General features: G+C 71.5%; 23 protein-coding genes. 14 read left to right on the forward strand and 9 right to left on the reverse strand.

Translation table 11 applies throughout. The features are described 5' to 3' along the window. Positions 1 to 22: 22 nt before the first annotated feature. The 5 genes from IF99_RS0104700 (at position 23) to IF99_RS0104720 (ending at position 4616) form a co-directional block, all read left to right on the forward strand. Entirely contained in the window at positions 23 to 1045 is a 1023-nt protein-coding gene (locus IF99_RS0104700; protein WP_030995045.1) for a hypothetical protein, read from the forward strand. Between the two features lie 906 nt (positions 1046 to 1951). After that, positions 1952 to 2989, forward strand: coding sequence for a hypothetical protein (locus IF99_RS0104705; protein ID WP_030995046.1), 1038 nt, complete (start codon positions 1952 to 1954; stop codon positions 2987 to 2989). Positions 2990 to 3010: 21 nt separating this feature from the next. Further along, on the forward strand, positions 3011 to 3874 hold the full coding sequence (locus IF99_RS0104710) for a hypothetical protein (RefSeq protein WP_030995047.1): 864 nt from the start codon (positions 3011 to 3013) through the stop codon (positions 3872 to 3874). A gap of 13 nt (positions 3875 to 3887) precedes the next feature. Beyond that, a complete protein-coding gene (locus tag IF99_RS0104715; protein ID WP_030995048.1) occupies positions 3888 to 4154 on the forward strand; it encodes a hypothetical protein in 267 nt (88 codons plus the stop codon). 60 nt (positions 4155 to 4214) lie between these two features. Further along, the gene (locus IF99_RS0104720) at positions 4215 to 4616 is read left to right on the forward strand and encodes an RDD family protein (RefSeq protein WP_420705641.1); all 402 of its coding nucleotides are present in this window, start codon (positions 4215 to 4217) and stop codon (positions 4614 to 4616) included. 423 nt (positions 4617 to 5039) lie between these two features. On the opposite strand, the gene IF99_RS0104725 is transcribed toward IF99_RS0104720, so the two are convergent. Both IF99_RS0104725 and IF99_RS0104730 read right to left on the reverse strand, forming a co-directional pair. Then, the gene (locus IF99_RS0104725) at positions 5040 to 5423 is read right to left on the reverse strand and encodes a GntR family transcriptional regulator (RefSeq protein WP_030995050.1); all 384 of its coding nucleotides are present in this window, start codon (positions 5421 to 5423) and stop codon (positions 5040 to 5042) included. Further along, positions 5423 to 6388 (reverse strand): DUF1648 domain-containing protein, encoded by a 966-nt coding sequence (locus IF99_RS0104730; protein WP_234340588.1) that lies wholly within the window; start codon positions 6386 to 6388, stop codon positions 5423 to 5425. The genes IF99_RS0104725 and IF99_RS0104730 overlap by 1 nt, the downstream gene beginning before the upstream one ends. Before the next feature lie 450 nt (positions 6389 to 6838). Here IF99_RS0104730 and IF99_RS0104735 point away from each other — a divergent pair, with 450 nt between their 5' ends. Further along, positions 6839 to 7072: a hypothetical protein gene (locus tag IF99_RS0104735; RefSeq protein WP_030995052.1), complete on the forward strand. Its 234-nt coding sequence runs from the start codon at positions 6839 to 6841 to the stop codon at positions 7070 to 7072. A 63-nt stretch (positions 7073 to 7135) separates the two neighbouring features. Beyond that, a complete protein-coding gene (locus IF99_RS0104740) occupies positions 7136 to 8107 on the forward strand; it encodes a 1-aminocyclopropane-1-carboxylate deaminase/D-cysteine desulfhydrase (protein ID WP_030995053.1) in 972 nt (323 codons plus the stop codon). 461 nt (positions 8108 to 8568) lie between these two features. Here IF99_RS0104740 and IF99_RS0104745 read toward each other — a convergent pair whose 3' ends face one another. Then, the gene (locus tag IF99_RS0104745; protein WP_030995054.1) at positions 8569 to 10167 is read right to left on the reverse strand and encodes a Na+/H+ antiporter; all 1599 of its coding nucleotides are present in this window, start codon (positions 10165 to 10167) and stop codon (positions 8569 to 8571) included. Positions 10168 to 10725: 558 nt separating this feature from the next. Here IF99_RS0104745 and IF99_RS0104750 point away from each other — a divergent pair. The 3 genes from IF99_RS0104750 to IF99_RS0104760 all read left to right on the forward strand — a co-directional run bounded on the left by IF99_RS0104750 (position 10726) and on the right by IF99_RS0104760 (position 12990). Then, the gene (locus IF99_RS0104750; protein ID WP_030995055.1) at positions 10726 to 10986 is read left to right on the forward strand and encodes a UBP-type zinc finger domain-containing protein; all 261 of its coding nucleotides are present in this window, start codon (positions 10726 to 10728) and stop codon (positions 10984 to 10986) included. Positions 10987 to 11288: 302 nt separating this feature from the next. Further along, entirely contained in the window at positions 11289 to 11702 is a 414-nt protein-coding gene (locus tag IF99_RS0104755) for an anti-sigma regulatory factor (RefSeq protein WP_008745682.1), read from the forward strand. A gap of 238 nt (positions 11703 to 11940) precedes the next feature. Next, positions 11941 to 12990: an RNA polymerase sigma factor SigF gene (locus tag IF99_RS0104760; RefSeq protein WP_030995056.1), complete on the forward strand. Its 1050-nt coding sequence runs from the start codon at positions 11941 to 11943 to the stop codon at positions 12988 to 12990. Positions 12991 to 13385: 395 nt separating this feature from the next. Here the strand turns inward: IF99_RS0104760 and IF99_RS0104765 are convergent, their stop codons facing one another. Further along, on the reverse strand, positions 13386 to 13814 hold the full coding sequence (locus IF99_RS0104765; protein WP_030995057.1) for a hypothetical protein: 429 nt from the start codon (positions 13812 to 13814) through the stop codon (positions 13386 to 13388). Positions 13815 to 14149: 335 nt separating this feature from the next. On the opposite strand from IF99_RS0104765, the gene IF99_RS0104770 reads away from it, so the two are divergent. Together IF99_RS0104770 and IF99_RS0104775 are read left to right on the forward strand one after the other, a co-directional pair. Next, positions 14150 to 15118: a diacylglycerol/lipid kinase family protein gene (locus tag IF99_RS0104770; protein WP_030995058.1), complete on the forward strand. Its 969-nt coding sequence runs from the start codon at positions 14150 to 14152 to the stop codon at positions 15116 to 15118. Between the two features lie 316 nt (positions 15119 to 15434). Continuing rightward, complete coding sequence (locus tag IF99_RS0104775; RefSeq protein WP_008745686.1) at positions 15435 to 15692, forward strand: WhiB family transcriptional regulator; 258 nt, start codon at positions 15435 to 15437, stop codon at positions 15690 to 15692. A 487-nt stretch (positions 15693 to 16179) separates the two neighbouring features. Here IF99_RS0104775 and IF99_RS0104780 read toward each other — a convergent pair whose 3' ends face one another. After that, positions 16180 to 17655, reverse strand: a complete 1476-nt coding sequence (locus IF99_RS0104780) for a PAS domain-containing sensor histidine kinase (RefSeq protein WP_030995059.1) — start codon at positions 17653 to 17655, stop codon at positions 16180 to 16182. A 486-nt stretch (positions 17656 to 18141) separates the two neighbouring features. Between IF99_RS0104780 and nagB the strand changes: the two genes are divergently transcribed. Further along, on the forward strand, positions 18142 to 18927 hold the full coding sequence (nagB, locus tag IF99_RS0104785) for a glucosamine-6-phosphate deaminase (RefSeq protein WP_030995060.1): 786 nt from the start codon (positions 18142 to 18144) through the stop codon (positions 18925 to 18927). A 91-nt stretch (positions 18928 to 19018) separates the two neighbouring features. Here the strand turns inward: nagB and IF99_RS0104790 are convergent, their stop codons facing one another. From IF99_RS0104790 to IF99_RS0104805, 4 genes are all read right to left on the reverse strand, one after another. Continuing rightward, positions 19019 to 20503, reverse strand: coding sequence for a glycoside hydrolase family 3 protein (locus IF99_RS0104790; protein WP_030995061.1), 1485 nt, complete (start codon positions 20501 to 20503; stop codon positions 19019 to 19021). 6 nt (positions 20504 to 20509) lie between these two features. Further along, the gene (locus IF99_RS0104795; protein WP_030995062.1) at positions 20510 to 21340 is read right to left on the reverse strand and encodes a carbohydrate ABC transporter permease; all 831 of its coding nucleotides are present in this window, start codon (positions 21338 to 21340) and stop codon (positions 20510 to 20512) included. Further along, on the reverse strand, positions 21337 to 22329 hold the full coding sequence (locus IF99_RS0104800) for a carbohydrate ABC transporter permease (protein ID WP_030995063.1): 993 nt from the start codon (positions 22327 to 22329) through the stop codon (positions 21337 to 21339). Before IF99_RS0104800 ends, IF99_RS0104795 begins: the two co-directional genes overlap by 4 nt. A gap of 256 nt (positions 22330 to 22585) precedes the next feature. Then, entirely contained in the window at positions 22586 to 23863 is a 1278-nt protein-coding gene (locus IF99_RS0104805; protein ID WP_030995064.1) for an extracellular solute-binding protein, read from the reverse strand. A 398-nt stretch (positions 23864 to 24261) separates the two neighbouring features. Between IF99_RS0104805 and IF99_RS0104810 the strand changes: the two genes are divergently transcribed. Beyond that, positions 24262 to 25059: a GntR family transcriptional regulator gene (locus IF99_RS0104810; protein ID WP_030995065.1), complete on the forward strand. Its 798-nt coding sequence runs from the start codon at positions 24262 to 24264 to the stop codon at positions 25057 to 25059. Positions 25060 to 25114: the final 55 nt, after the last annotated feature.

Genomic DNA, 25114 nt, shown 5'->3' on the forward strand with positions numbered 1-25114 from the left:
TGCCCTGCGCCAGTATCTCCCCATGAACATTGACTGGGAGCGCGCAGCCGAGATTCAGCGGCTGGTGGTTGGCGGTGCACTCCTGGCCGCGATCGTGGTGTCGATCTACCGCGCCCTCGCGTGGGTCGCCCGCCGAATCCAGCCGCTGCAGGTGCGCTGGGCTGCCTGGAACGCCAGAGTTGCGGAAAGGGACCTGGCGCCAACAGTCGCGGCGCTCCAGCATCTTGGCCTCGCGGACCTGCCAATTCAATCATTCCGGGAGGCAGGTCAGAAGATAGCCGGAAGCGTCAAGCTGCGCTACTGGCTGCTGACCTTCACGATTGGTCTCGGTGCAGGGGACCTCCTGATGGCAGTGATCAAAACTATCGAGACACGGAAGGTTCAGCCGAGCCTTCAACCATCCGCGCTTGTTCTCGCTGCTGTCACCCTGCCTCTTCTGATGTGGGCAGCTCGGCGCAACAAAGCCATAGCGGGCTACAGATTGATGCTCTCGATCATGGCTGCCATCGAGGCTTGTGATGCCGTGGCACGCTCAGAAACGGGCGACAGGCCCCAGGCCCTCCGGCATCTTGACGACACGTGCTCCACAGTTCGGCGCTCACTTCTGCGCGTACACCGGATCACGAACAGCGTCGGCCGCGGGTCTCCAAGGCAGCGGAACGCAAAGAACCACGCCACGCTCGTCGTGGCCAAGCTTCAGCTGGCCGAAGCGCAGGTCGACGCCAAGGGCGCTGGAGCGCTCCGCACCTTGGCTGCACTTCTGGCGAAGATCGGGAGCACCTTCGCTGCAGGAAGGGTCACCACGCTCCTTCCCGAGCAGAGCCTGCGCGGCACCACCCCAGTGACCAATCGGGACGGGCTTCGGCTGGTGGCTGTAGTCGTCACCGCCGCCGGCGCACTGTGTCTTGGGGTGCTGTTGGGGCTTCCAGCGGGTGTCGATGTCGTGCTGGCTGGTACTGCTGCCGTGCTGGCCTCAGTGGTGGCGTACGGGCCCCGAGCTGCAGTCGCCAAGACAAGCGAAATCATGAGCATCCTGCGGCAGTAGTGGCCTCGCCCCAGTCCGGGGCATCCGCCCCACCAGAGCCGGCTTGCCCCACCCTGCTTACAACTGGGCAGTCCGCACACAGTCCGCAGGACACCCGATCAGGACCGTCGCACCCCATCGCCAGCCATCAGCAAAAGGCCAGGTCAGCAGCCCGCAGGGAAGATCCCCGCGGGTCACCGACCCGGCCCATTACTAGGAGACCAAGAAGGCCTGAGCCCCCGCTCAGCCACCCCTCATCCCCTGGCCCGCCCGGCGGCGGACGAAGGGAAGAGAACCCACCGCACCCGGTTCCGCACGGCCTCGACGCCGTGGGGGCCGGGTGCGGTTTTTCTTGCGCGGGGGCGACGAGCTCGGGCCTACGGCCTCCGGGGCCGCGGCTGGAGGGGGGCGGGCGTGGCTGGCGCGGGGTGAGCGTGGCAAGGGCGGGCGCGGGCAGGTGCCGGGCGGCCTGGCAAGCGCGGACGCGGGGCGGTGCGGCAGGCCCCGGGCCGCACGGCAGCGCGGACGCAGGCAGGCCCCGAGCGGCGCGGCACGGGGGGACGCGGGCAGGTGCCGGGCGATGCGGGAATCGCGGGCGCGTGGCAGGCGTAGGCAGCGGGACAGGAACTGGGCAGCGCGGCAAGCGCGGGCGCGAGCACCACGGCGGCGCGGGCGCGGCTGCCGGGGAGCACGCCAAGCGCTGGCGCGGGCAGGCCTCGGGCATCACGCCAAGCGCTGGGGCGGGCAGGCCCCGGCTCGGCTCCGTTCCGAGCGCCCGGATCATCTGACTCGCGCAAGCCCTCCCCGCCCTGCGCGCCGATTGCCCTCACTTTCCCCGTGGTGGAATCGATCGCTCCGCAGATATCGTCAGTTGAACGGGGGATGCCCCTCTCCTCGCCGCGCTCAAGAATTTCAAGGAGCAGGACCGTGGGCTTCAAGGGAATGGACGACGTCCAGACGTCGAAGCTGGCCGCCGCCGTCGACGTCATGGGCGGGACGCTCACCATTCAAGGCGGATTGATCAACGGAATTCTTGCCAAATGGGACGCACGGGCCGAGGGGACTTCCGCATTCCCCAGGAGGGCTTCCTGGGCGACGGACGAGGCCAAGGACATCCGGCGCCGCCTCGGCATGTCCAAGGACGACCCCGAAGCGGTCCTGACCTTCGCGAGCCTGTCCGGCGCCCTGGAGACGTGGCAGGAGTTCAAGGAGGGCACCCTCAAGGACATCAAGACGCCCCTCAAGCTCCTCAAGATCCCCACGGCCATCGAGGCGTCGATCCACCTGTACGAGCGCTGGAAGCAGGGCCAGAACGTCGCGGGCGCTCGCGCGGTGTGGGAACTGAACAAGTACTTCGGCTCCTCGGACGCCCGCATCGCGGCGAAGCGGGGCGAACTGCTGGGGGAACTCCTCAAGGACCAGAGGATCCGCAACTGGTACAAGGAGCCCTGGAAGTGGCAGCAGAGCGTCCGCAAGGTCGCGATGCGCCTGAAGATCCCCTACGCGGCGAAGCTCTTCGGCAACGCGCCCGGCGCCGGGTTCCTCGCCCGCAAGGTCCTGCTGCCGCTGAGCGTCGTGGACGGCGTCAAGCAGATGTTCCTCCCGACGCACTCGGGCGCGTACGGCGCGGCCGACCGGACCATGGGGTTCCTGCAAGCGGGCGGTGCCGTGGCCGTGCTCGGCGGGGCGGGGATGGCCAGCGCGCTCGGCGCGTCGGCAGCCGTCGCCGCGGCCGTCCCCGTCGTCGGCTGGGTCGCACTCGGCGTGGCGGGCACGTACTTCCTCGGCAGCTGGGCGTGGGACAAGTGGGGGGACGACATCAAGGCCGGCACCAAGAAGGCCTGGAACGCCACGAAGGAATGGGGTGGCGATGTCGTGGACAAGGGCAAGGAGATTGTCGACGGGGCGAAAAAAGCGGTCACCAATCTGGTCCCCAATACCATCAAGAAATACAAATTCTGGTAACCGAGAAGCGGACACCCAAGCATGCCGAACCCTGAAATCGACATAGACCTCGAAGAGTTTCGCGGAATCCTTGCCGAGGCTCTCGCCGAAGGCGGCACACAGCCCCTGCTGCGACTCACCGACGAGGAAATAGCAATCCTCGACCCCGAATCGCTCACCGAGTGCGTCGCCCCCACCCCGCGCATCGCCGAACTCTCCGGCCAGGAACGGGAGTGGGTCTACGCCACCGCGCTGCGCTCCCTCGTCTCGCGCGAAGCCGTCGAGGTCGCCAACATCGAGGAACTCGACGCGGTGCTCCGCGCCGCCGAGGTGCGGCAGGAGGCCGGGGAGACCCAGGCGGGTGCCGTGCCCTCCGGCGTCGACCTCGACCTGCGCCTCACCCCCGAGGTGAGCTTGGCCCTGACGCTCCGCCGCACCGCCGCCCGCGCCCTCGCCGTCGAGCAGCACACGTCGAGCGGCCGGACCCACCTGCTCGTCTACGTGCACGCCGACGACCTCTATCTCGTGGAGCGTGTCACCTCGGGTGGCCTGCACATGTTCACCCTCGCCGCCTCGGCGAAGGACGCCGCGGACATGGCCCTCCTCTTCGTCGACCCCTTCGAGGTCGCCGCCAAGGACGGCCCCGTCCAGCACCTGACCCCGGAACAGATCAGCGATCAGAACGTGGGCAGGGCACTCGGCGAGGCCATCGACAACGCCCTCGTCGTCGGACAGACCGTCCTCCTCGCCGACACCCCCGGCCCGCTCCTGACGACGTACGCGACCGGAGAGGCCCTGTGGACGGTGTACGTCGAGAAGCCCCACGCCCCGTCAGGGATCGAAGCGCGCCCGGTCGGCAAGAACACCTTGCGCACGCTGGTCACCAAGCTGATCAGCCCGAGCTGAGAGGGTCGGCACCATGTCACGTGAGAGCGAATGCCGTGAGGATCTGCGTCGGCTCAAGAAATACGCGGACCAGTTGGAGAACTCCGTCGACAACGTCGCGAAGCTCTGTGGCACGGACACCTGGAAGGGCCCCAAGAGCGAGCGCTTCCGGGGCGAATTCGCCGGCCACAAGAAGCAGATAAAAGACGCCCTCGCCGCCGCGCGCGCGGCGATGGACCGCGCGCTCAAGCGCGTGGAGCAGGAAGAGGCGGAGAAGAAGAAGTCCGGAGCGGGGAAGTAGGGAAGCAGCACGGTGGTTGACCAACAACACACAAGCGGCCGTCGGTTGTCCCCGGCCCCCATGCAGGCGCGCCGCGTCTCCGCCGCGGTCGTCGACGCCCTCGTGGCCCTGGTCTGCGGCCTCGCGGCCGGGGTGGCGGCAGGCGTGGAGGTGGTCGACGGGGTCGCGGAGCTGCGCCCCGGCTCCCCTGCCGTATGGGGGACCGCACTCGCTACGGCCTTGGCACTCTCCTTCCTGAACCACGTCCTGCTCACCTTCGCGGTCCGCGCCAGCCTCGGGAAGCTCGTGACCGGCCTGCGCGTGGTCCGCGCGAGCGACGGGCGCCGCCCCGGCTTCCTCCGCCTCATCGGCCGCTGGCTCTTCGGCTTCTACTGGATGATCGTCTTCGTCCCCCTCCACGTCGCGGCGGACAGCAGCGTGGAACAACAGGACGCCGTGGCCCTGCGCACGATCCGACGCTGACCACCCACCGGCGCCCGGCGCGTGGCGTCCGCCAGAGCCGGGCTCCGGCTCCGGCAGCGTCGCTCGTCGCTCCCGGCCCCGGCGGGCCGAGCGCCGCGCCCCGGGCCCCGGCGGGTCGAGTGCCGCGCCCCGCCCCCGGCGAGTCGAGCGCCGGTCCCCGGGCCCCGGACGGCGCGCTCGGCGCAGCACTCCACGCGCGGCGGCGCACCGCCGGTCGGCCGGGGTGTCTCGCTCCGCGGTGAACAAGCGGCCGACGGGGCGCCACGTCCGCGCCAAGCTCCGGCGGCCCCGCGGACGCGCCAGGAGCCGGAGCCGGAAGGGAGCGCGGGGCCTTTCCTGAAGGCATCCGCCCGGTCGTCGGTTCGCTCCCCCTCGGCCCCCGGCTCTCTCGTCCGGCCCCGTGCCTCTCGTCGCCGCTGCGCGTCACCCCCCGCTCGTCGGCGCGGGGCCGAGGGCGAAGGACTGGCGGACCAGGGCGAGGAGTTCCTCTTCCGAGACGCCGAGGCGGCGGGCCTCGGCGGCGAGTTCGGTGACGCGGGCGAGGAGACCGGCGCGGAAGCGGGCGCCTTCCATTTCCACGACGACGGCCCCGCGGCCTCTGCGCAGTTCGATCAGCCCCTCGTCCCGCAGCCGTTGGTAGCCCCGGAGCACGGTGTGCACGTTGACGTCGAGGGAGTCGGCCAGCGCTCGCGCCGCCGGGAGCCGCTCGCCCGCGGTGAGAGAGCCCTCCGCGAGGGCCGCGCGGACCGAGGCCGCGATCTGCTCGCCGAGCGGGACCGGTGAGGAGGGGTCGGTTCGGAAGAGCATCAGCCGCCGCCTGGTCGTGGGGAGCCGTCCCCGTCCGCAGCGAGAGTGTTGAGGAGTGCCGCCGCCGTACGGGCGTCCCGTGTCGTCACGGCGAAGTCCCGGCCGTCGTCCCTGCGCACCACGAGCGCCTCGCCAGAGCGCAGGATGACTCCCGTCCCCCGTGGGCTCACCCGGTATCCCCAGCCGCCCCACTCCAGGGCCCTCACATGCTGTGCGCGGGCCGTGGCGACCTGATCGAGGGCGATACGGGTACGGGGCCAGGGGAGGTAGCCGGCGGCGACGGTGAGACCGTGCCGGTCGACGGTGACGCGCACCGTGCTCAGGGCGAAGGTCAGCAGCCCCGCGAGCAGGAGCGGCAGCCCCGCGCCGACAAGTCCGGCGGCGAGCAGCCCAGTACCGAGCAGGAATGCGCCAGCGCCGATCCCGGTGAGCACCGCCGAGGTGTTGTGCGCCGACCAGCCGGCCCGCTCCCCGGGGCGCAGCGTCAGCCGCTCAGCGGCGCCGGGCAACGAACCGGGCTCCGGCCCGCGCCAGGCCGGGGGCATCAGACGCCGCACCAGCGTCCCCACCGCGGCGGCCAGGAGGGCGGCGCCCAGCCCCGCCACCAAGTGCACCCAGGACAGCCGGACTTCCTTCCCGTCAGCGACCGCGTGCGCGTTCACGACGAGCACCGCGCTCAGCAGGTAGCCGAGCAGCCCCGCGGTTCCCCAACCCGTCGCCGTCCACGCGCTCCGGAGGGCAAGGCTCGCGCCGGGGAGGGCGGTGCCGAGACCGAAGAGGAGCGCGAGGCCGCCGAACAGGGCGAGGCACACCCATGGATAGCTGCTCGTGGCGCCCCAGTCGTCGGCCGTGCCACCGCCGGAGAAGTGAGTGGCGATGCGGTCGCCGAGCCGGTCCCGCGTCCCCGAGAACAACGTGAGGGTGAGGGCGAGCCCGAGGACGAACGGTGCCGCTTCGAGCAGCACGCCCGGCCACCGGGCGCCTCCGCGACCGGTCCTCGTCCCGCTGCCCGTACCCGGCGGCCCGCCTGTCCCATCCCTGTCCGGCCCCTTGGCCTCGTATGCCCCGTACACCGTCACTCCTTTCGTGCCGTACCGCAGGCGCCTTGCGCGCCTCCCCGTCGTACGACTTGTTCGCAATCTATGCGAACAACTGACGAGGTACTTCCCGCCGAACAGCCCTTCGAACCCTGACGCGCGAAAAAACTCGCCCGAGATACGGAACGCATCCCTCCGCATCTCGCACGGATCTTTTTCACGGGCCGGGAACTCGCCCCGTCCGGCGGCCGTTGGACCGGACACACGAACACACACAGACACACATGGCGCACTCGCGGACAAGTGGCGTGAACAGGCCGGATCCCACTGGCCGACAGGCCACCGACGGGGTGCGCGGAAGCAGAAGGGGGTCTTCTCATGGCGGGTTTTCTCGACCGGGCGAAGGAACAGGCGCAGCGCGGCCTCGCGCAGGGCAAGCAGAAGTACGACGACGTGCAGACCCAGCGCGCGGGGAGCGAGTTGCTGAAGAAGCTCGGCGCCGCGTACTACGCGGAACGCCGGGGCAGCGGTGACCCGGCGGCCACGCAGCGCGCCCTGGAGGCCGTGGAGTCCCACATAGCCACGCACGGCGACGGTTTCCTGCCCCGCTGAGCCGGGGCGGGCCCCGCACGACCCGTCCGCACACGCGAGCGATTCGGGGACGACAATGGGGCGATGCCGTCCGCAGTCTTCCCCGGCGCCTCGCAGCCGGAGTCTCCCGCCCCGCTCGTCGAGCGGCTGGGCTCACCCGCCCTGCCCTCCCCCTTGCAGGAGGTCGTGGACGCGCCCTTCGCCCGCCGGGGAGTGCGTCTCTTCCTGAAGCGGGACGATCTCGTGCACCCGGAGATCGCCGGGAACAAATGGCGCAAACTGGTCCCGTCTCTCGCGGGGCTGGCCCCTGGGCAGACGCTCGTGACCTTCGGCGGAGCCTGGTCCAGCCACCTGCGAGCCACGGCCGCCGCGGGGCGGCTGCTCGGAGTGCCCACGGTGGGTCTGGTGCGGGGCGACGAGCTGGCCACGCGGCCGCTCAACCCGGCGCTGGAGCGCTGTCACGCGGACGGCATGCGCCTCCACTTCGTGGACCGCTCCCGGTACCGGAGCAAACGGGACCCGGAGACGTTGCGCTCCCTGCTGCGCGAAGCCGGTGCCGTTCGCCCCTACCTCATACCGGAGGGCGGGAGCAGCCCGGCGGCCGTACGCGGGTGCGCCGAGCTGGGGAGGGAGCTGCGGGGGCGGGCCGACGTGGTCGCGCTCGCCTGCGGCACCGGGGGAACGCTGGCGGGCCTCGCGGCCGGGCTGGAGCCGGGAAGCCGGGCGCTGGGCATCCCGGTGGTGAAGGGCGGCTTCCTCGCGGACGAGGTGCGCTCGCTGCACTCCGCGGCCTTCGGCTCCGCCGTGGGCTCCTGGTCCCTGGACGAGCGCTTTCACGCGGGGGGCTACGGCCGCCTGCCAGCCGCACTCGACCGCTTCGCCCTGGACTTCGAGGACCGCCACGGACTCCCGGTGGAGCGCCTCTACGTCGCCAAGCTCCTCCACGCCCTCACGCGCCTCGCCGAGGAGGACGCGTTTCCCCCGGGCACCCGCGTGGCAGCCGTGATCACGGGCGCGCCGGGGCCGGGACTCAGCTCCGGCCTGCGCACCGGCTGAGGGCCGCGAGCGGACGCGAGGCGCGCGGCCATCCGTGAGGCGCGCGGCCGTCCGCGAACCGCCGGGGTCTGGGGCAGCCGTGTGCGCCGACCACAGGCGGGGGCGCAGTCGTGCGCGAGGCAGCGGCGGCGTGCAGCCGTGCGGGAGCCGGGGACGCGTGGACCTCGCGCCGAGCCGTGACCGGACGGCCGGGCAGGGCGTGTCCCTACTGGGGCCCGGTGGGCAGTGCTCCGCCAGGGGTCGAAGGCGTGCGCTTGAGGCTCGGGCAGCGCTGCCGCACCGCGAACCGCGCGGCGGCGGCCTCGCTCCCCCGCTGCCGCACAGGCGCGCCGCTCCGCACTGCCTCCCGGGGGCCCGCTCCCCGGCGACCGCTGAACCTGCCGCCGGATGCAAGCCCCACCCCAGCACAGCAGCGCTGTCCGCAACTCGCCCGGCCCGGCTACCGCGCCCCCCACGCCCCGTCAGTCCCCGGCCTCCTCGCGGTATGCCGCCGCCTCCTCCAAGTCCAGCCGGCGCAGGAGGGTGCGGAGCATCTCGTCGTCGATGCGGCGGTGGTCGCGGAGTTCGACGAAGACGGCTCGTTCGGCGCCGATCATCTCGCGGGAGAGCCGACGGTAGGTGTCGTCGGCGGACTCGCCCTCGTCGTTGACGGCGCCCAAGCGCTCCCAAGGGGCGTTCCTGCGGCGTTCCAGGACGGTGCGCAGGCGGTCCAGGAGGGGGCCGGGGAGGGTGTTGCCCTCCTCGGCGAGGAGCGCTTCGAGGCGTTTCTCGGCGGCGGTGGACGCCTCGCTCTGGGCCTGCGCCTCGATGAGCGTGTCACGGCGGGTGTCGCGTGACGGGAGCCGGAGCAGCCGGATGATCGGCGGCAGCGAGACGCCCTGCACGACGAGCGTGCCGATGACGGTCGTGAAGGTGAGGAAGAGGATCAGGCTGCGGGCGGGGAAGTCCGAGCCGTCGTGGACGGTCACCGGGATGGAGAAGGCGATGGCGAGCGAGACGACACCCCGCATCCCCGCCCAGCCGATGACGAAGGGCCCCTTCCAGGTGGGTTCGGGTTCGCGGCGGCGCACGCGCGCGGAGAGGAAACGGGGCAGGTAGGTGGCCGGGTAGACCCAGACGAAGCGGGTCGCCACGACGGCGAGGAAGAGGGCGAGCGCGTACCAGATGACGATCGGGCTGTCGTACTGACCGAGGTCTTCGAGAACGACGGGGAGTTGGAGACCGATGAGGGCGAAGACGGCGGACTCCAGGATGAAGGCGACCATCCGCCACACAGCGTCCTCCTGGAGCCGCGTGGCGAAGTCGACCTGCCAGGAACGGTGGGCGAGGTACAGGGCGACGACGACCACTGCCAGCACGCCCGAGCCGCCGAACTTCTCGGCCACGGCGTAGGCGAAGAAGGGGGTGAGCAGGGACAGGCTGTTCTGGAGCAGCGCCTCCGTGAGGTGGGTGCGCAGCCAGTGCAGGGGGACCATCAGGACCAGGCCGACGGCGATGCCGCCGAAGGAGGCGAGCAGGAACTCGCCGATCCCCTCGCCCCAGCTCGCTCCCTCCCCGACCGCTGCGGCGACGGCGACCTTGTAGGCGGTGATCGCGGTGGCGTCGTTCACGAGGGACTCGCCCTGGAGGATCGTCGTGATCCGGGCCGGCAGCCCCACCCTGCGGGCGACGGCGGTCGCGGCGACGGCGTCCGGCGGAGCGATCACGGCGCCGAGGACGAGGGAGGCGGTGAGCGGGAGTTCGGGAACGAGGCGGTAGATGACGTAGCCGACGGCGAGGGTCGCGAAGAGCACGTACCCCACGGAGAGGAGGCCGATGGCGCGGGCGTGCGCGCGCAGGCCGAGGTAGGAGCTGTCCGCGGCGGCGGTGTAGAGCAGCGGGGGCAGGAGGAGAGGCAGGACGATCTCGGGATCGAGGCTGTAGTCCGGGACGCCCGGCAGGTAGGAGACGGCGAGCCCCACCGTGACGATCAGCAGCGGGGCCGGGATCGGGGTGCGGCGCGCGGCTCCCGCCACGGCGGCGCTTCCGGCGACGAGGAGCAGCACGGGCAGGGCGTCCATGGGCGCGGGTTTCTCCTTGGGAGGGACGTGGGCGGCGGACGTACGGGCGGGCGGGCGGCGCGAGGTGGAGCACGACAGAGGTACGGAGTGGTGGACAGACGGGAAGGTTACGGGCGGGAACGGTACGGGCCGCGGGCGGGACGCCGGGCGCAGGAGGCGAGGCGCGCGTGTTCCGCACGGACGGGCGTGACCGACGTGCCCGGCGTCGGGACAGGCGCGGGCGTGCGGGGCCGACGAGGAGGGGAAGGGGACCGAACGGGCGTGCGGGGTCGGGGCGGAGACCGAGCGGAGGGGCGAGGTCGGGGCGGACGGGGAGCGGCCAGGAGGCGCGGACAGACACCCGGGCGGGCGGGAACAGGGTGGGTGGCTTCCGGGGACGGGGCCGGTGGTGGAGCCGTGGCGGGCGGGGCGGACGGGTCTGTCGTAGTCTGACAATCTTGACCTCCCTGCCTCACTCCACGTAGGTGTCCGCGCGAAATGGCGGGTGTCACCGGGTGGGCGCGGGGGTGTCGGTGGCGTCCCGGCAGGGGCCGGGCGCCGGACGAGGAGCACGTGGTGTTGAAGGACTGCCCCCACCTGCCCGGGCTGCCGGAGCCGGAGCCCGAGGCGTTGAGCGAGACCTGCCTCGAATGCCTGGCGGTGGGCAGCCACCCGGTGCAGCTGCGCAAGTGCCTCGTGTGCGGCCGGGTGAGTTGCTGCGATTCCTCCCCGTACCGGCACGCCACCGCGCACTTCGACGAGACGGGTCACGCGGTGATGCGCTCGTTCGAGCCGGGCGAGGACTGGCGCTGGTGCTACGTGGACAACTCGCTCGTCTGAACCCCCGCCGCCCCCGCCCGGGGCCGCCCCAGGCCGAAGAGGTCTGAGCGCGACGGACCGGGGAAGGTTCGATGGGGCGGGGGTTGGGTACGTCACCCCGGCATCGCGTCGCGCGGATGGAGGGCGCCGCAACGCCCCACCGATCGTGCCCACGGTTTTACGACGAGTGACGCGAGGGCCGGGGGTCCCCGGGACAGGGGGCCCGGGTGCGCGGTAGCGTCACGGCTGAACGACGAGGCATGCGATCCGGGGGTGCACACCCCTGGAGCCCCGAAAGAGCTTGTACCACCTTGGAGGTGAGGGTGTCCCCTATCGCAGGCGAGCCCGGGACCGAGGACTTCGTGGAAGTCCGGCTGCCGGCTGCGGGTGCCTACCTGTCGGTGCTGCGGACGGCGACGGCCGGTCTCGCGGCGCGTTTGGACTTCACCCTCGACGAGATCGAGGATCTGCGGATCGCGGTCGACGAGGCGTGCGCGATCCTGCTGCAGCAGGCGGTACGGGGCTCCGTGCTCCGCTGCGTGTTCCGGCTGATCGGTGACGCGCTGGAGGTGATCGTCTCAGCGCCGACCACGGACGGACGGGCTCCGGAGCGGGACACCTTCGCGTGGACGGTGCTGTCCGCGCTCGCGGGGAAGGTGGAGTCGTCGGTGTCCGAGGACAAGACGGTGTCCATCTCCCTCTACAAGCAGCGCGGTGCCGGACCCGGTCCGGTCTGAGAGGGACGGGGGCGGGCCGGTGCGTGAGAAGAAGCGGGACCCCGCCCGGGACCGTCCGCGTGAGGCCGACGCGGGCGGGACCGGGGCACCCACACCGGCCGGTCCCCCGCGGACCGGCCGGGCGCCGGGCCCGGCGGGCGGCTCCGGCGCAGAAGCGCCCGGGGCGGGCGACGGCGGACGGGGGAACGAGCGAGGGGGTCTTCCTGACCCCAGGGACGCGGTGGAGCGGGCGGGACGAATGAGCGAGCAGGAGCACCCGCAGGGGGAGCGCGAGCCGGCCGGCACGGGGCAGGCCCTGTCGTCGGCAGGGCAGCCGGTGCACGAGGGGGAGCCGTCGGCGGTACGGGGCGAGGCTCCCGTAGGGCCCGTACGGAACGAAGCCGCCCCCGAGGACACCGGGCTGCACGAGCACACCCCGCCGGACGACGAGGCCGCACCACACGAGGAGGCCGCGCCGCACGACGAGAGCGACGTTGCCGAGGAGGCCGTTCCCGGGCGGGCGGGGCACGCTCGTGTCCGCAGCGCGCGGGAGAACGAGGACCGCAACGAGGCGCGGGCACTCTTCGTACAGCTGCGGACGCTGGAGCCGGAGTCGGCCGCGTACGCGGAGCTGCGCAACCGGCTCGTACGGATGCACCTGCCGCTCGTGGAGCACCTCGCGCGGCGTTTCCGCAATCGCGGCGAACCGCTCGACGACCTGACGCAGGTCGCGACGATCGGTCTGATCAAGTCGGTGGACCGCTTCGACCCGGAGCGCGGCGTCGAGTTCTCCACGTACGCGACCCCGACCGTCGTCGGCGAGATCAAACGGCACTTCAGGGACAAGGGCTGGGCGGTACGGGTACCGCGCCGGCTCCAGGAGCTGCGGCTCTCGCTCACCTCGGCGACGGCGGAGCTGTCGCAGCAGCACGGGCGTTCACCGACGGTGCACGAGCTGGCGCAGCGGCTCTCCATCTCCGAGGAGGAGGTGCTGGAGGGACTGGAGTCCGCGAACGCCTACAGCACGCTCTCGCTCGACGTCCCCGACACCGACGACGAGTCGCCCGCGGTCGCCGACACGCTCGGCGCGGAGGACGAGGCGCTGGAGGGGGTCGAGTACCGGGAGTCGCTCAAGCCGCTCCTGGAGGACCTGCCGCCGCGCGAGAAGCGGATTCTGCTGCTGCGGTTCTTCGGGAACATGACGCAGTCGCAGATCGCGCAGGAGGTCGGCATCTCCCAGATGCACGTCTCGCGCCTCCTCGCCCGCACACTGGCCCAGCTCCGCGACAGGCTCCTCGTGGAGGAGTGAGAGGAGCGCCGCGCGACGGTACCGCCGAAGGCTCCGCGCCCGGCGCGCGGGGGCGCGAGCGAGGGAAGGGCAACTGTGGGGTGCCGTCGCCGCGGGGAGCGCTTGGCTGGGACGGCCCGGCGCTCGCGCGTGCCCGTGCCCAGCACGTTCTCCGTGGACAAGTCCTGAGCCGGTCGTCGTGCGCCACGGGGTGGGCGGGAGGCCGGTCAGGTCCGCACGGTGGCGGCCGGGGTGCCCCGCAGGGTGCCGTGCGGAGCCGACGGGTGGGGGCGACGCTCAGGTCGTCCCGTACGGCTGTTGCCAGGGCCTCGCAGGAAAGCCCACAGGCACCGTGCAGGCGGCGCTCCGGTAGGACGTCGTTGAGGACGGGGCGTCGCTCAGGACGCGGCGTTCGCTCAGGACGCGGCGTCGCTCGGGGCGCGGATGCCGAGGGTCTCGGTGGTCTCCTTGTTGAGGAGGCACACGAGGCCCGCGACGGAGGCGGCGGCGAGTGCGATGCCGCCGGGGATGAACATGCTGTCCGTCTTGAGCAGCGTCCACGCGACCGGGAGGCCCATGAGCTGGGTGATGACGGCCGGGCCCCGACTCCAGCGGCGCAGGCGCCACAGGCCGCGCGCGGCGATCCCGGGGATGGCGCCGAGGACGATGAGCATGAGGCCGACCGTGGCCGTGTCCCCCTGGTCGCCGGAGCCCGCCAGGCCACGGATGAGGACGTAGAGACCACCGACGACGAGGGCGAGGGATTCCAGGGCGCAGACGAGGGTGGCGAGGAAGAGACGCCGGGGGCGGTGCGGGGGTGCGGTGGAAGTCTGCTCGCTGCTCACGGAGCCAGGGTAGCGGGGCGGGGGTGGGGGATGACCCCTAGGGGTGTCCCTTACATGCTGGTTTCTCCCCCTGGGGCCCACAACGCGCGAGGTGGCGGCTTGAGTTCCCGCCGGGGAGCCGGGCCGGAGTTCCCGCCGACGAGCCCGGCCCCGCGCCCCGCACCCGACACCCCGCGCCCCGCACCCGACACCCCGCGCCCCGCACCCGGTACCCCGCGCCCCGCAACCGATGCCCCCCGCTCCGCTCGCCCCCAGCCACCTCAGCACCGCCCCCACCCCGTGCGCAGGTGGGTGCGTGGGGGCGGGGGGCGCTACCGATGGGTACTCTGCCTTTCATGCGTGCTCTTCTCGTGGTCAATCCGGCGGCTACCACCACCAGTGCGCGCACGCGCGACGTGCTGATCCACGCGCTGGCCAGTGAGATGAAGCTGGAGGCCGTGACCACCGAGTACCGGGGGCACGCGCGGGATCTGGCCCGCGAGGCGGCCGAGGCGGAGGACATCGACCTCGTCGTGGCGCTCGGTGGCGACGGCACCGTCAACGAAGTGGTCAACGGGCTGCTGCACCGGGGCCCCGCCCCGGAGTCGCTGCCGGGGCTCGCGGTCGTGCCCGGCGGTTCGACGAACGTCTTCGCGCGCGCGCTCGGGCTGCCGAACCACCCCGTGGAGGCGACGGGCGCGATCCTGCACGCGCTGCACGAGCGCTCCGAACGCACGGTCGGCCTCGGCCTCGCCTCGGGGACGAGCGGGAGCGAGGACGAGTCGGTCCCCTCGCGCTGGTTCACCTTCAACGCGGGCCTCGGTTTCGACGCGGGCGTCGTGGGCCGGGTCGAACAGAAGCGGGAACGCGGCAAACGCTCCACGCACGCCCTGTACGTACGGCAGTTGCTCCGCCAGTTCGTCGACGAGCCCTCGCGCCGGCTGGGCCGGATCGCGCTGGAGCGGGTGGGCGAGGAGCCGATCGAGGACCTGGTCCTGTCGATAGTCAGCAACACCAACCCGTGGACCTACCTGGGCAACAAGCCGCTCTACGCCTCACCCGGAGCCTCCTTCGACACCGGGCTCGATGTGCTCGGCCTGAGCCGGCTCTCCACCGCCGCCGTCACCAAATACGGCACGCAGTTGCTCAGATCCTCGCCCGAACGCGGCCCGCAGGGCAGGCACGCGGTGTCGCTCCACGACCTCAGTGAGTTCACCTTGCATTCCAAGGTCCCTTTGCCCTTTCAGATGGACGGTGACCACCTGGGGCTCCGCACGAGCGTGACGTTCACAGGCGTTCGCCGTGCACTGCGTGTGATTGTGTGAGTAGAAGCAGGCAAAGACCTTGCACTCGAACGTTTAGAGCACGATCCACCCCATAGAAGTACGGCTGTGACCTAGTCGACACCAAAGAATCAAAAAAAACTTTCCAGAAGGGGTTGTATCCCGCCCGGAGGTTTGGGAATCTCTACGTGGCGATCGGGACGGGCCCCACAAGCGGCCCGCAGAGAGCCAGAATCCCTCCCTCCCCAGGACCCCGCCAGGGTTAGAGCTGGCTGGTCGGTCTTCCCTTGGGTGGGATTCGTGAAAGCGTTCACATTCACAAGCAACGTGCATGTAATACCAAGGAGAGGTAGCAGCCATGGACTGGCGTCACAACGCCGTTTGCCGCGAGGAAGACCCCGAGCTCTTCTTCCCCATCGGCAACACCGGTCCTGCGCTGCTGCAGATCGAGGAAGCCAAGGCCGTCTGCCGTCGCTGCCCGGTTATCGAGCAGTGTCTGCAGTGGGCGCTTGAGTCCGGCCAGGACTCCGGCGTCTGGGGTGGCCTCAGCGAGGACGAGCGCCGCGCGATGAAGCGCCGCGCCGCTCGCAACCGGGCGCGCAACGCGACCGCCTGAGCAAAGCCCCCCACGTGCCTGGTGCTTGGCGGCGCGTACAGCGTGTACGCATCACCCGCCCCCGAGCCGCAGCGCGCAGTACGCGGTCGACGTCCCTGAGGCGATCACCGCAAGCGGTACCCCACAGCAAGCCCCCCATAGTGTGAACGACGAAGGGCCCGGCCCGGTCAGCGACGACCGGCCGGGCCCTTCGTCTTGCCCGGCAAGGCCCGGCTCCCGGCCCCTGCGCGGCCCCGCACGTCGCCCCTGCGCGACCTCGCACGTCGAACCCCGTGCCACCTACGCGCCGTACCCCCGTCGCCCGGCGGAGGCCGCGCGTCAACCTCCATGCCGCGCAGGCCCGTACGCAAGCCCGTACGTCAACCCCCGTGCCGCGTACGCCCGTACGCAAGTCCGTGCGTCAACCCCGCTCCCCGTGCGCCACGTCAACACCACTCCCCCGCCGGGTCCCCACACACGGGTGAACCCGGCGGTGAGGTGGCGGCGTTCACGCCTTCTCGTCCTCCACGGGGATGTCCAGGACGACCCGCGTCCCGCGCTCCGGGGCCGGGACCATGTCGAACGTGCCGCCGAGTTCGCCCTCCACGAGGGTGCGGACGATCTGGAGGCCGAGGTTGCCCGAGCGGTGCGGGTCGAAGCCCTCCGGGAGGCCCACGCCGTCGTCCTGCACGGTGATGAGCAACCGGTGGCCGTCCCTGCCCGCACCGCCGCCGCGCACGGCGCCGACCTCGACCGTGCCGGTGTCGCCGGGCCCGAAGCCGTGCTCCAGGGCGTTCTGGATGACCTCCGTGAGGACCATCGAGAGCGGCGTCGCGACCTCGGCGGCCAGTATCCCGAAGCGGCCGGTCCGGCGCCCCGTGACCGTGCCGGGGGAGATCTCCGCGACCATCGTGAGGACGCGGTCGGCGATCTCGTCGAACTCCACCTGCTCGTCCAGGTTCTGGGACAGGGTCTCGTGCACGATCGCGATGGAGCCGACGCGGCGCACGGCCTCTTCGAGCGCGGCCCGGCCGCTCTCGGAGTCGATGCGGCGGGCCTGGAGGCGCAACAGCGCGGCCACCGTCTGGAGATTGTTCTTCACCCGGTGGTGGATTTCCCGGATGGTGGCGTTCTTCGTCATCAACTCCTGTTCGCGACGGCGCAATTCCGTCACATCACGGAGCAGGACGAGGGAACCGATGTGCGTGCCTTTCGGTTTGAGCGGAATGGCACGCATCTGAATCACCGCGTCGTTTCCCTCCACCTCGGTCTCGCGCGGCGCCCAGCCGCTCGCGAGTTTCACGAGGGCCTCGTCCACGGGCCCCTTGGAGGGGGCGAGTTCGGCGGTCGCCTGGCCGAGGTGCACGCCGACGAAGTCGGTGGCGAGGCCGAGCCGGTGGTAGGCGGAGAGGGCGTTGGGCGAGGCGTACTGGACCATGCCCTCGGCGTCGAGCCTGATGAGTCCGTCGCCGACGCGCGGCGAGGCGTCCATGTCGACCTGCTGGTCGGGGAAGGGGAAGGCGCCGGCCGCGATCATCTGGGCGAGGTCGGAGGCGCTCTGGAGATAGCTCAGCTCCAGGCGGCTCGGGGTGCGCACGGTGAGCAGGTTGGTGTTGCGGCCGATGACGCCGAGGACGCGGCCCTCACGGCGTACGGGGATCGACTCGACGCGGACGGGCACCTCCTCGCGCCACTCCGGGTCGCCCTCGCGCACGATGCGGCCCTCGTCGAGCGCGGCGTCCAGCATGGGGCGGCGGCCACGCGGCACGAGGTGGCCGACCATGTCGTCCTGGTAGGAGGTCGGGCCGGTGTTCGGGCGCATCTGCGCGACCGAGACGTATCGCGTGCCGTCCCGGGTCGGGACCCACAGGACGAGGTCGGCGAAGGAGAGGTCGGACAACAGCTGCCACTCCGAGACCAGCAGGTGGAGCCATTCGAGATCGGAGTCGCTGAGCGCCGTGTGCCGGCGTACGAGGTCGTTCATGGAGGGCACCCGGCGAGCGTACCCGGGCGCCGCGCGCCCGCGTGCCCCCGTCGGCCCCCAGGGGCCGCGGCGCCGCGAGGGGACCCTCGACCCCTCCGGCACCGCAGCCCGAAGGCGTGCCCGCACGCCCCGGAGGACGCCGGACCGCGAGCCCCCGGGTGTGCGGTGCCCGGTGGCCCTGCGGGAGTCCGCGCGGTCAGGGCAGAGAGCGCGGAACCCCCGGTCCGCCCTCCTGTGCGGGGAGAGCGGAAGCCGTTTCCGCGCGAGGCGCGGACTAGACCATTTTCACGGCCGTTGCCGCCCGCTGTCCATGCCTTGGGGGGAATTACTTGGCGGCGGACCGCACCGCCCCCGCCACGACGAGCCCGTACCGCGACGAGACGGAGGGGGTCTCGTTCGGCATCCGGACACCCCTTTCTGCGCGGGGACCCGTCTGATAAATTGGTCTATACCACACGTGTCTCTTTCAGATCGGCAGGCCCCAGCGTGGAAGTTGTCATCGTCCCGGACGCGCAAGCCGGCGGCAGGCTCGTCGCCGACGCGATCGCGCGGCTGCTGCGGCGCAAGCCCGATGCCCTGCTCGGGGTGGCCACCGGGTCGACGCCGCTGCCCGTCTACCAGGCGCTCACCGGGCTGGTGCGCTCCGGCGAGGCGGATGTCTCGCGGGCGCGGATCGCGCAGCTCGACGAGTACGTGGGGCTGCCCGCCGGGCACCCCGAGTCGTACCGCGCGGTCGTCCTGCGCGAGGTCGTCGAGCCGCTCGGGCTCGACCCCTCCGCCTTCCTCGGCCCCGACGGCTCGGCCGCCGACGTGCAGGCCGCCTGCGAGGAGTACGACCGGGCGCTGAAGGAGGCGGGCGGCGTGGACCTCCAGCTCCTCGGCATCGGCACGGACGGGCACATCGGCTTCAACGAGCCGTGCTCCTCGCTCGCCTCCCGTACCCGCATCAAGACGCTCACCGAGCAGACCCGGGTCGACAACGCGCGGTTCTTCGGGGACGACATCGCGCAGGTCCCGCACCACGTCATCACGCAGGGCATCGGCACGATCCTGGAGGCGCGGCACCTCGTGCTCCTCGCGACGGGCGAGAACAAGGCCGAGGCGGTCGCGCAGTCCGTCGAGGGCCCGGTCGCCTCGCTCGTGCCCGCCTCCGCGCTCCAGCTCCACCCGCACGCGACGGTCGTCGTGGACGAGGCGGCGGCCTCGAAGCTCAAGCTCGCGGGGTACTTCCGCGCGACGTGGGCGGCGAAGCCGGACTGGCAGGGCATCTGAGCCCGCACCGGCGCGGAGCGGACAGAAGGGCCCGGATTCCTCACGGGGGTGGAATCCGGGCCCTTCGGCGTGTGTACGTGCCGCGGGGTAGCTACGCGCCCACGAGCACCTCGGCCGCCGCCTCGCCGCACACGCGCGCGGCACCGTACGTGAGGACGCAGGGGCTGCCCGCGGGGGCCTCCCGCGGGACGCCCATCTCGACCACGGCCGTGTCCGGACGCGCGGCGAGCAGGGCGTCGCGCGCCGCGGCCATCCACGGGTGGCGATGCGCGTCGCGCACGGCGAGGACGAGGCGGCGCTCCCCCGCGGCGGCGAGCACGTCGGCGACGAGCGTCCCGTCCGCCTGCGGCCCGTAGGCGTCCCCCGTCGTGCCGGGCAGCCGGTGGGCCAGCGCCTCCGCGGGGCCCCAGGGGGTCTCGTTGCCGACGGCGATGTTCGCCTCGTCGCTCAGGAGCGCGACGTACGGCGCGGCGGTCAGCGGCGCGAAGTCGCCGTGGACGCGCACCGCGCGGCGGGCGGCCTCCAGGCCGACGCCGGGGCGGGGCGCGAGGGGCGCGGCGGGAGTGGCGCGGGTCCAGCGGGCCAGCGCGCGGACGCGCTCGGCGGCGTCGGCGAGGCGTTCCTCGGGCAGCGAGCCGTCCTGTACGGCCGCGACGAGCGCGTCGCGCAGGGCGAGGACGGTGCCCTCGTCGTGGAGCCCGCCGCCGACGCAGATCGCGTCGGCCCCGGCGGCGATCGCGAGGACCGTGCCGCGCTCGATGCCGTACGTCCCGGCGATCGCGCGCATCTCCATGCCGTCGGTGACGATGAGCCCCTCGTAGCCCAGCTCCTCGCGCAGGAGCCCGGTGAGGATGCGGCGGCTGAGCGTCGCGGGGAGTTCGGCGTCGAGTGCGGGCACGACGATGTGGGCGCTCATGACGGCCTGTGCCCCGCCCGCGATCGCGGCGTGGAAGGGGGCGAGTTCGCGGGCGCGGAGGGTGGCGGTGTCCGCGCCGATGCGGGGCAGCGCGAGGTGCGAGTCGACGTTGGTGTCGCCGTGGCCCGGGAAGTGCTTGACGCAGGCGATGACCCCGGCGGACTGGAGTCCCTCGACGTAGGCGGCGGTGTGCCGGGCGACGAGGGCGGGGTCGGCGCCGAAGGAGCGGACGCCGATGACGGGGTTGTCCGGGTCGGAGTTGACGTCGGCGGAGGGCGCCCAGTTGAAGTGGACCCCACAGGCGGCGAGGCGGCGGCCGAGTTCGGCGGCGACGGAGCGCGTCAGCTCGGGGTCGTCGACGGTGCCGAGCGCGAGGTTGCCGGGGATGAAGGAGCCCGTGCCGACGTCGAGGCGGGTGACGTCGCCGCCCTCCTCGTCGATCGCGACGAGGATGTCCTCGCGTTCGGCGCGGAGCTGGGCGGTGAGCGCGGCGAGCTGTTCGTCGCCGACGACGTTGCGGCCGAAGAGGCCGACGGAGCCGAGTCCTTCGCCGACGCGGCGCAGCAGCCAGTCGGGGGCCGTGGTGCCGGCGAAGCCGGGCTGGAGGACGGCGAGGGCGTCGCGGGTGAGGGTGTCGGAGGCGCTGGTGAGCGTGGTCATGGCGGGCTATCCCTTCACGGCGCCGTCGGTGAGCCCGGACACGGCCTTGCGCTGGAGGAAGACGAAGAGGATGAGGATCGGCACCGCGAAGAGCGAGGAGGCGGCCATCGTGGCGCCCCAGTCGTCACCGAAGTTGGTCTGGAAGGAGGAGAGCCACAGCGGCAGGGTCTGGGCCTCCTTCTCCTTGTTGAGGACCAGGACGAGCGGGAACTCGTTCCACGCGGTGATGAAGCCGAACAGGGAGGTGGACATGAGCCCGGGCGCGAGGAGCGGCAGGATCACGCGGCGGAACGCCTGCGGCCGGGTGCAGCCGTCGACCATCGCGGACTCCTCCAGCTCCTTCGGGATCGCTCCGACGAAGCCGCGCAGGGTCAGGAGGGTGAACGGCAGGATCATTACGAGGTAGAAGAGCGTGAGCGGGACGAGGCTGTTGAGCATGTCCGCGTCGCGCACGATCATGTAGATCGCGATGACCATGACCTCCCAGGGGGCCATCTGGGCGATCATGAAGCCGACGACGAAGCCCCTGCGGCCCTTGAAGCGCATCCGGCTCAGGGCGAAGGCCCCGGCGAGCGCGAGGATCAGGGAGCCGAGGACGGCGAGGATCGTGACGGTGAGCGAGTTGCCGACGAGGCGCCAGAAGTTCTCCGCGTTCACCGCCGTCCTGAAGTGCTCGAAGGTGAAGTCGGTGGGGAACCAGACGGGGGTCTCGCTGATGATGTCACCGGTCGGCTTGAAGGCCGTCGAGAACATCCAGTAGACGGGGAAGACGAAGCCGAGGAACAGCAGGACGGCGACGATGTTGGGCCATACGCGGCCGAAGAGTGAGCGCTTCACAGTTCGTCCTCCCCTTGCTTCAGAACGATCCGGAGGTAGTACGAGGTGAGGCCGAGCAGGATGAGCAGCGTCAGGAAGGAGATCGCGGCGCCCATGCCGAAGTGCTGGTTGCCCATGCCCTCGATGTAGGCGTAGACGGGCAGGATCTCGGTGAGCCGGTCGGGGCCGCCCTCGTTGAAGGCGAAGACCTGGGCGAACGCCTTGAAGACCCAGATGACTTCGAGGAAGGTCGTGGCGAAGAGGAAGGGCCGCAGGAACGGGAAGGTCACGTTCCTGAAGGATTTCCAGACCCCGGCGCCGTCGAGCGAGGCGGCCTCGTAGAGCTCCTTCGGGATCGTCGTCGTCGCGGCGTACAGGTTGATCGCCACGAAGGGGATCGACTGCCAGACGATGAGCCAGGTGATCACGAAGAACGTCGAGAACTGGCTGCTCGTCCAGGAGAAGTCGGCCATCGAGTGCCAGCCGAGCTTGTCGAGCACGTAGTTGACGACGCCGAAGCGCTCGGCGAAGAGCCACTGGTAGACGGTGGTCGCCGCGATGACCGGCATCGCCCAGGCGAGGACGAGGCCGATGAGGAGGAAGACGCGCATCCGGCGGCCGAGGCGGGCGAGGAGCAGCCCGATGAGCGAGCCGAGCGCCATGATCAGGACGACGTTGACGCCGGTGAAGAGCACCGAGCGCAGGGTGACGCGCCAGAACTCCGAGCCGCCGAGCACGTCCTGGTAGTTGTGGAAGCCCGTCCACTCGGTCACGCGCTGGATGAACTGGCGCATGTTGAGGTTCTGGAAGGACAGCACCAGGTTCTTGACCAGGGGCCAGCCGAGCAGCACCAGCGTCGCCACCACGGCGGGCAGCAGCAGGAGGTACGGGGTCAGGGCCTTGCGCCGCGCGGCCTTCGCCGCTCTGGCCGAGGGGGTTCCGGGTCCGCCCCCGGGCTTCACCTTGACCAGCCCCGGGTCCGTGCCCGGGAGTGGGGTCTCCACTGTCATGCTCGCCTTCGCTTTCTGGGCCTGCCGCCCGCGCGCCCGCTCCGGGGGGCCGTCCTGCTCGTACGGGCGTGTTCCGCTCTTCGGGTACGGCGGTGGGGGGGGCGGACCGGCGCGGACCGCTCGGGGTCCGGGGGCCCGGGCTCGTACGTACGCGGCGCCGGGCACGGCCTGGACCCGTACGCGGCGGGGCCGGGGGCCGGGGCGGGGAGCACCGTCCGCGCGGTGCGCCTCGCCCGGCCCCCGGCCGGGGTGCTGCTTACTGCTGCTGCGCGAGGCGCTTGTTGAACTCGCCCTCGACCTGCTTGGCCGCGTCCGCCGGGGACTTCCCCTTGAGGACGGCCGTCATGTAGGTCTTGATCGGGTTCGGGGCGTTCTCGACCGGGGCCCACTCCGGGATGAGCGGCGTGGTGCCACCGCCGGCGGCGGCGGGCGCGGCGGCCTGCGCGGCCGGGTTGCCCTTGAGCTCGCTCTCCAGGGAGGTCTTGTTCGGGATGACCCCGCCTTCCTTGGCGAGCTGGCCCTCGAACTTGTCGGAGAGCGCGAGCTTCAGGAACTCCTTGGCGAGGTCCTGCTTCTTGCTGCCCTCGGCGACGGCGAGGTTCGAGCCGCCGAGGAAGACGCCCTCGGGCTTGCCGGCCGTGGCGCCGGGGATCGTGAAGTAGCCGATCTCCTTCTCGATCGCCGGGTTCGCCTTGATGGCGATGCCGGCCTCCCAGCCCATGCCGATGAACGCGCCGGTCTTGCCCTTGGCGAAGACCTCGCCCTGCTGCGGGGTGGCCTCGTCCTTGTCCTTGGGGGCCTTGGAGAGCGCCTGGAACTTCTTGTAGGTCTCCATGGCGGCGGTGACCTTCGGGTCGGCCAGGTTGGAGACGTACTTGTCGCCGTCCTTCTTGACCAGTTCGGCGCCCTCGCCGATGGTGAGGCCGACGAAGTGGTACCAGTTCTGGCCCGGCAGGTAGATCGGCTCGGCCTTGGTCTTCTCGCCGATCTGCTGGAGGTCCTTGTAGAACTCGTCCCGCGTCTTCGGGGTGTCGGTGATCCCCGCGTCCTTCCAGATCTTCTTGTTGTAGAGGACGACGCGGTTGGCGACGTACCACGGGGCGGCGTACTGCTTGCCGTCCACGATCGCCGCCTTGTTGATCGACTCGGTCCAGTCGGAGCCGACCGAGGACTTCAGGTCACCGAGCTCCGCCAGGCCGCCGCTCTGGGCGTACGAGGCGGTCTGGGTGTTGCCGACCTCGAAGACGTCCGGCGGGTTGGACTCCGAGAGCGAGGTGGTCAGCTTCTGCTGGATGCCGTTCCACTGCTGGATCTCGAACTTGACCTTGGCCTTGGTCTTCTTCTCGAAGGCCGCGGTGAGGTCCTTCTGCCACGTGTCGGGCGCCGAGCCGTCCATGACCCAGACCGTCAGGGTCTGGCCCTCGTAGCCGTCCTTGCCCGACGCGCCCTTCGACGAGTCGTCGTCCGAGCCGCACGCCGCGACCGAACCGACCATCACGACCGCACCGATCGCCGCTATGAGCTTGCGCTTCACGCCACCCTCCTCAGGGATTCCAGCAACCCCCCACCCACAGCGACGGCACACGAACGGCAGCACTCGCGGGACTGGGACCTGGTCGTTAATGGTGTAGACCAGTACCGGGAGCTTGGCCTAGACCTTTAGGGGTGTCAAGGGTGTATAAGAGGGGCTGTCCGCTCCGTTACCGGACCGGTACCTGAACCAGGTGTGAAACGCGTACGGCCGGGGGCAGACGCACCCGGCCCCCTGTGTCCGGGCCGCCGTGCCACGATGGGCGGCGCCGTGCGCACCACCGCACGACGGCAGGACGACAGCACAGGCACCACCGCACCACAAGCGGTACGGCACCACAAGCACCCAGGAGCGGCCGGTCCCGACGAGGGCCGCCGAGCCGGAGAGGCGAGCGCGAAACAATGGGCACCGACGGGGGCAGGACGCGATCCGGCCCGGACACCAAGGCCGGCGCGACCAAGACCGGCGCGCGCCCTCCGGCGCCCGCGCGCACCGCCCGGGTGCCGAAGTACTACCACCTCAAACGCCACCTCCAGGACATGACGCGCACGCTGCCCCCCGGCAGCCCGGTGCCCCCCGAACGCGCGCTCGCCGCCGAGTTCGACACGTCCCGCACGACGGTGCGCCAGGCGCTCCAGGAACTCGTCGTGGAGGGCCGGCTCGAACGCATCCAGGGCAAGGGCACCTTCGTCGCGAAGCCGAAGGTCTCGCAGGCGCTGCAACTGACCTCGTACACCGAGGACATGCGCGCCCAGGGGCTGGAACCGACGTCCCAGCTCCTGGACATCGGCTATGTCACGGCGGAGGAGCGCCTCGCCCGGCTGCTCGGCATCGACACGGGCGGCAGGGTGCTGCGCATCGAGCGGCTGCGCCTGGCGAGCGGCGAGCCGATGGCGATCGAGACGACGCATCTGGCGGCCAAGCGCTTTCCCGCGCTGCGCCGTTCGCTCGTCAAGTACACGTCCCTGTACACCGCGCTCGCCGAGGTGTACGACGTGCGGCTCGCCGAGGCCGAGGAGACGATCGAGACCTCGCTCGCGACCCCGCGCGAGGCCTCCCTGCTCGGCACCGACGTGGGCCTGCCGATGCTGCTGCTCTCACGGCACTCGGTGGACGGGCGCGGGGAGCCGGTGGAGTGGGTGCGCTCCGTCTACCGCGGCGACCGTTACAAGTTCGTGGCCAACCTGCGCCGTCCGTAAGTCCGTATCCTCCCGAAGGACAAAATCCCCCGCCCGCGCACACCCCGGGACACCC

Source organism: Streptomyces sp. NRRL F-5630, from assembly GCF_000719475.1.
Classification (GTDB): Bacteria; Actinomycetota; Actinomycetes; order Streptomycetales; family Streptomycetaceae; genus Streptomyces.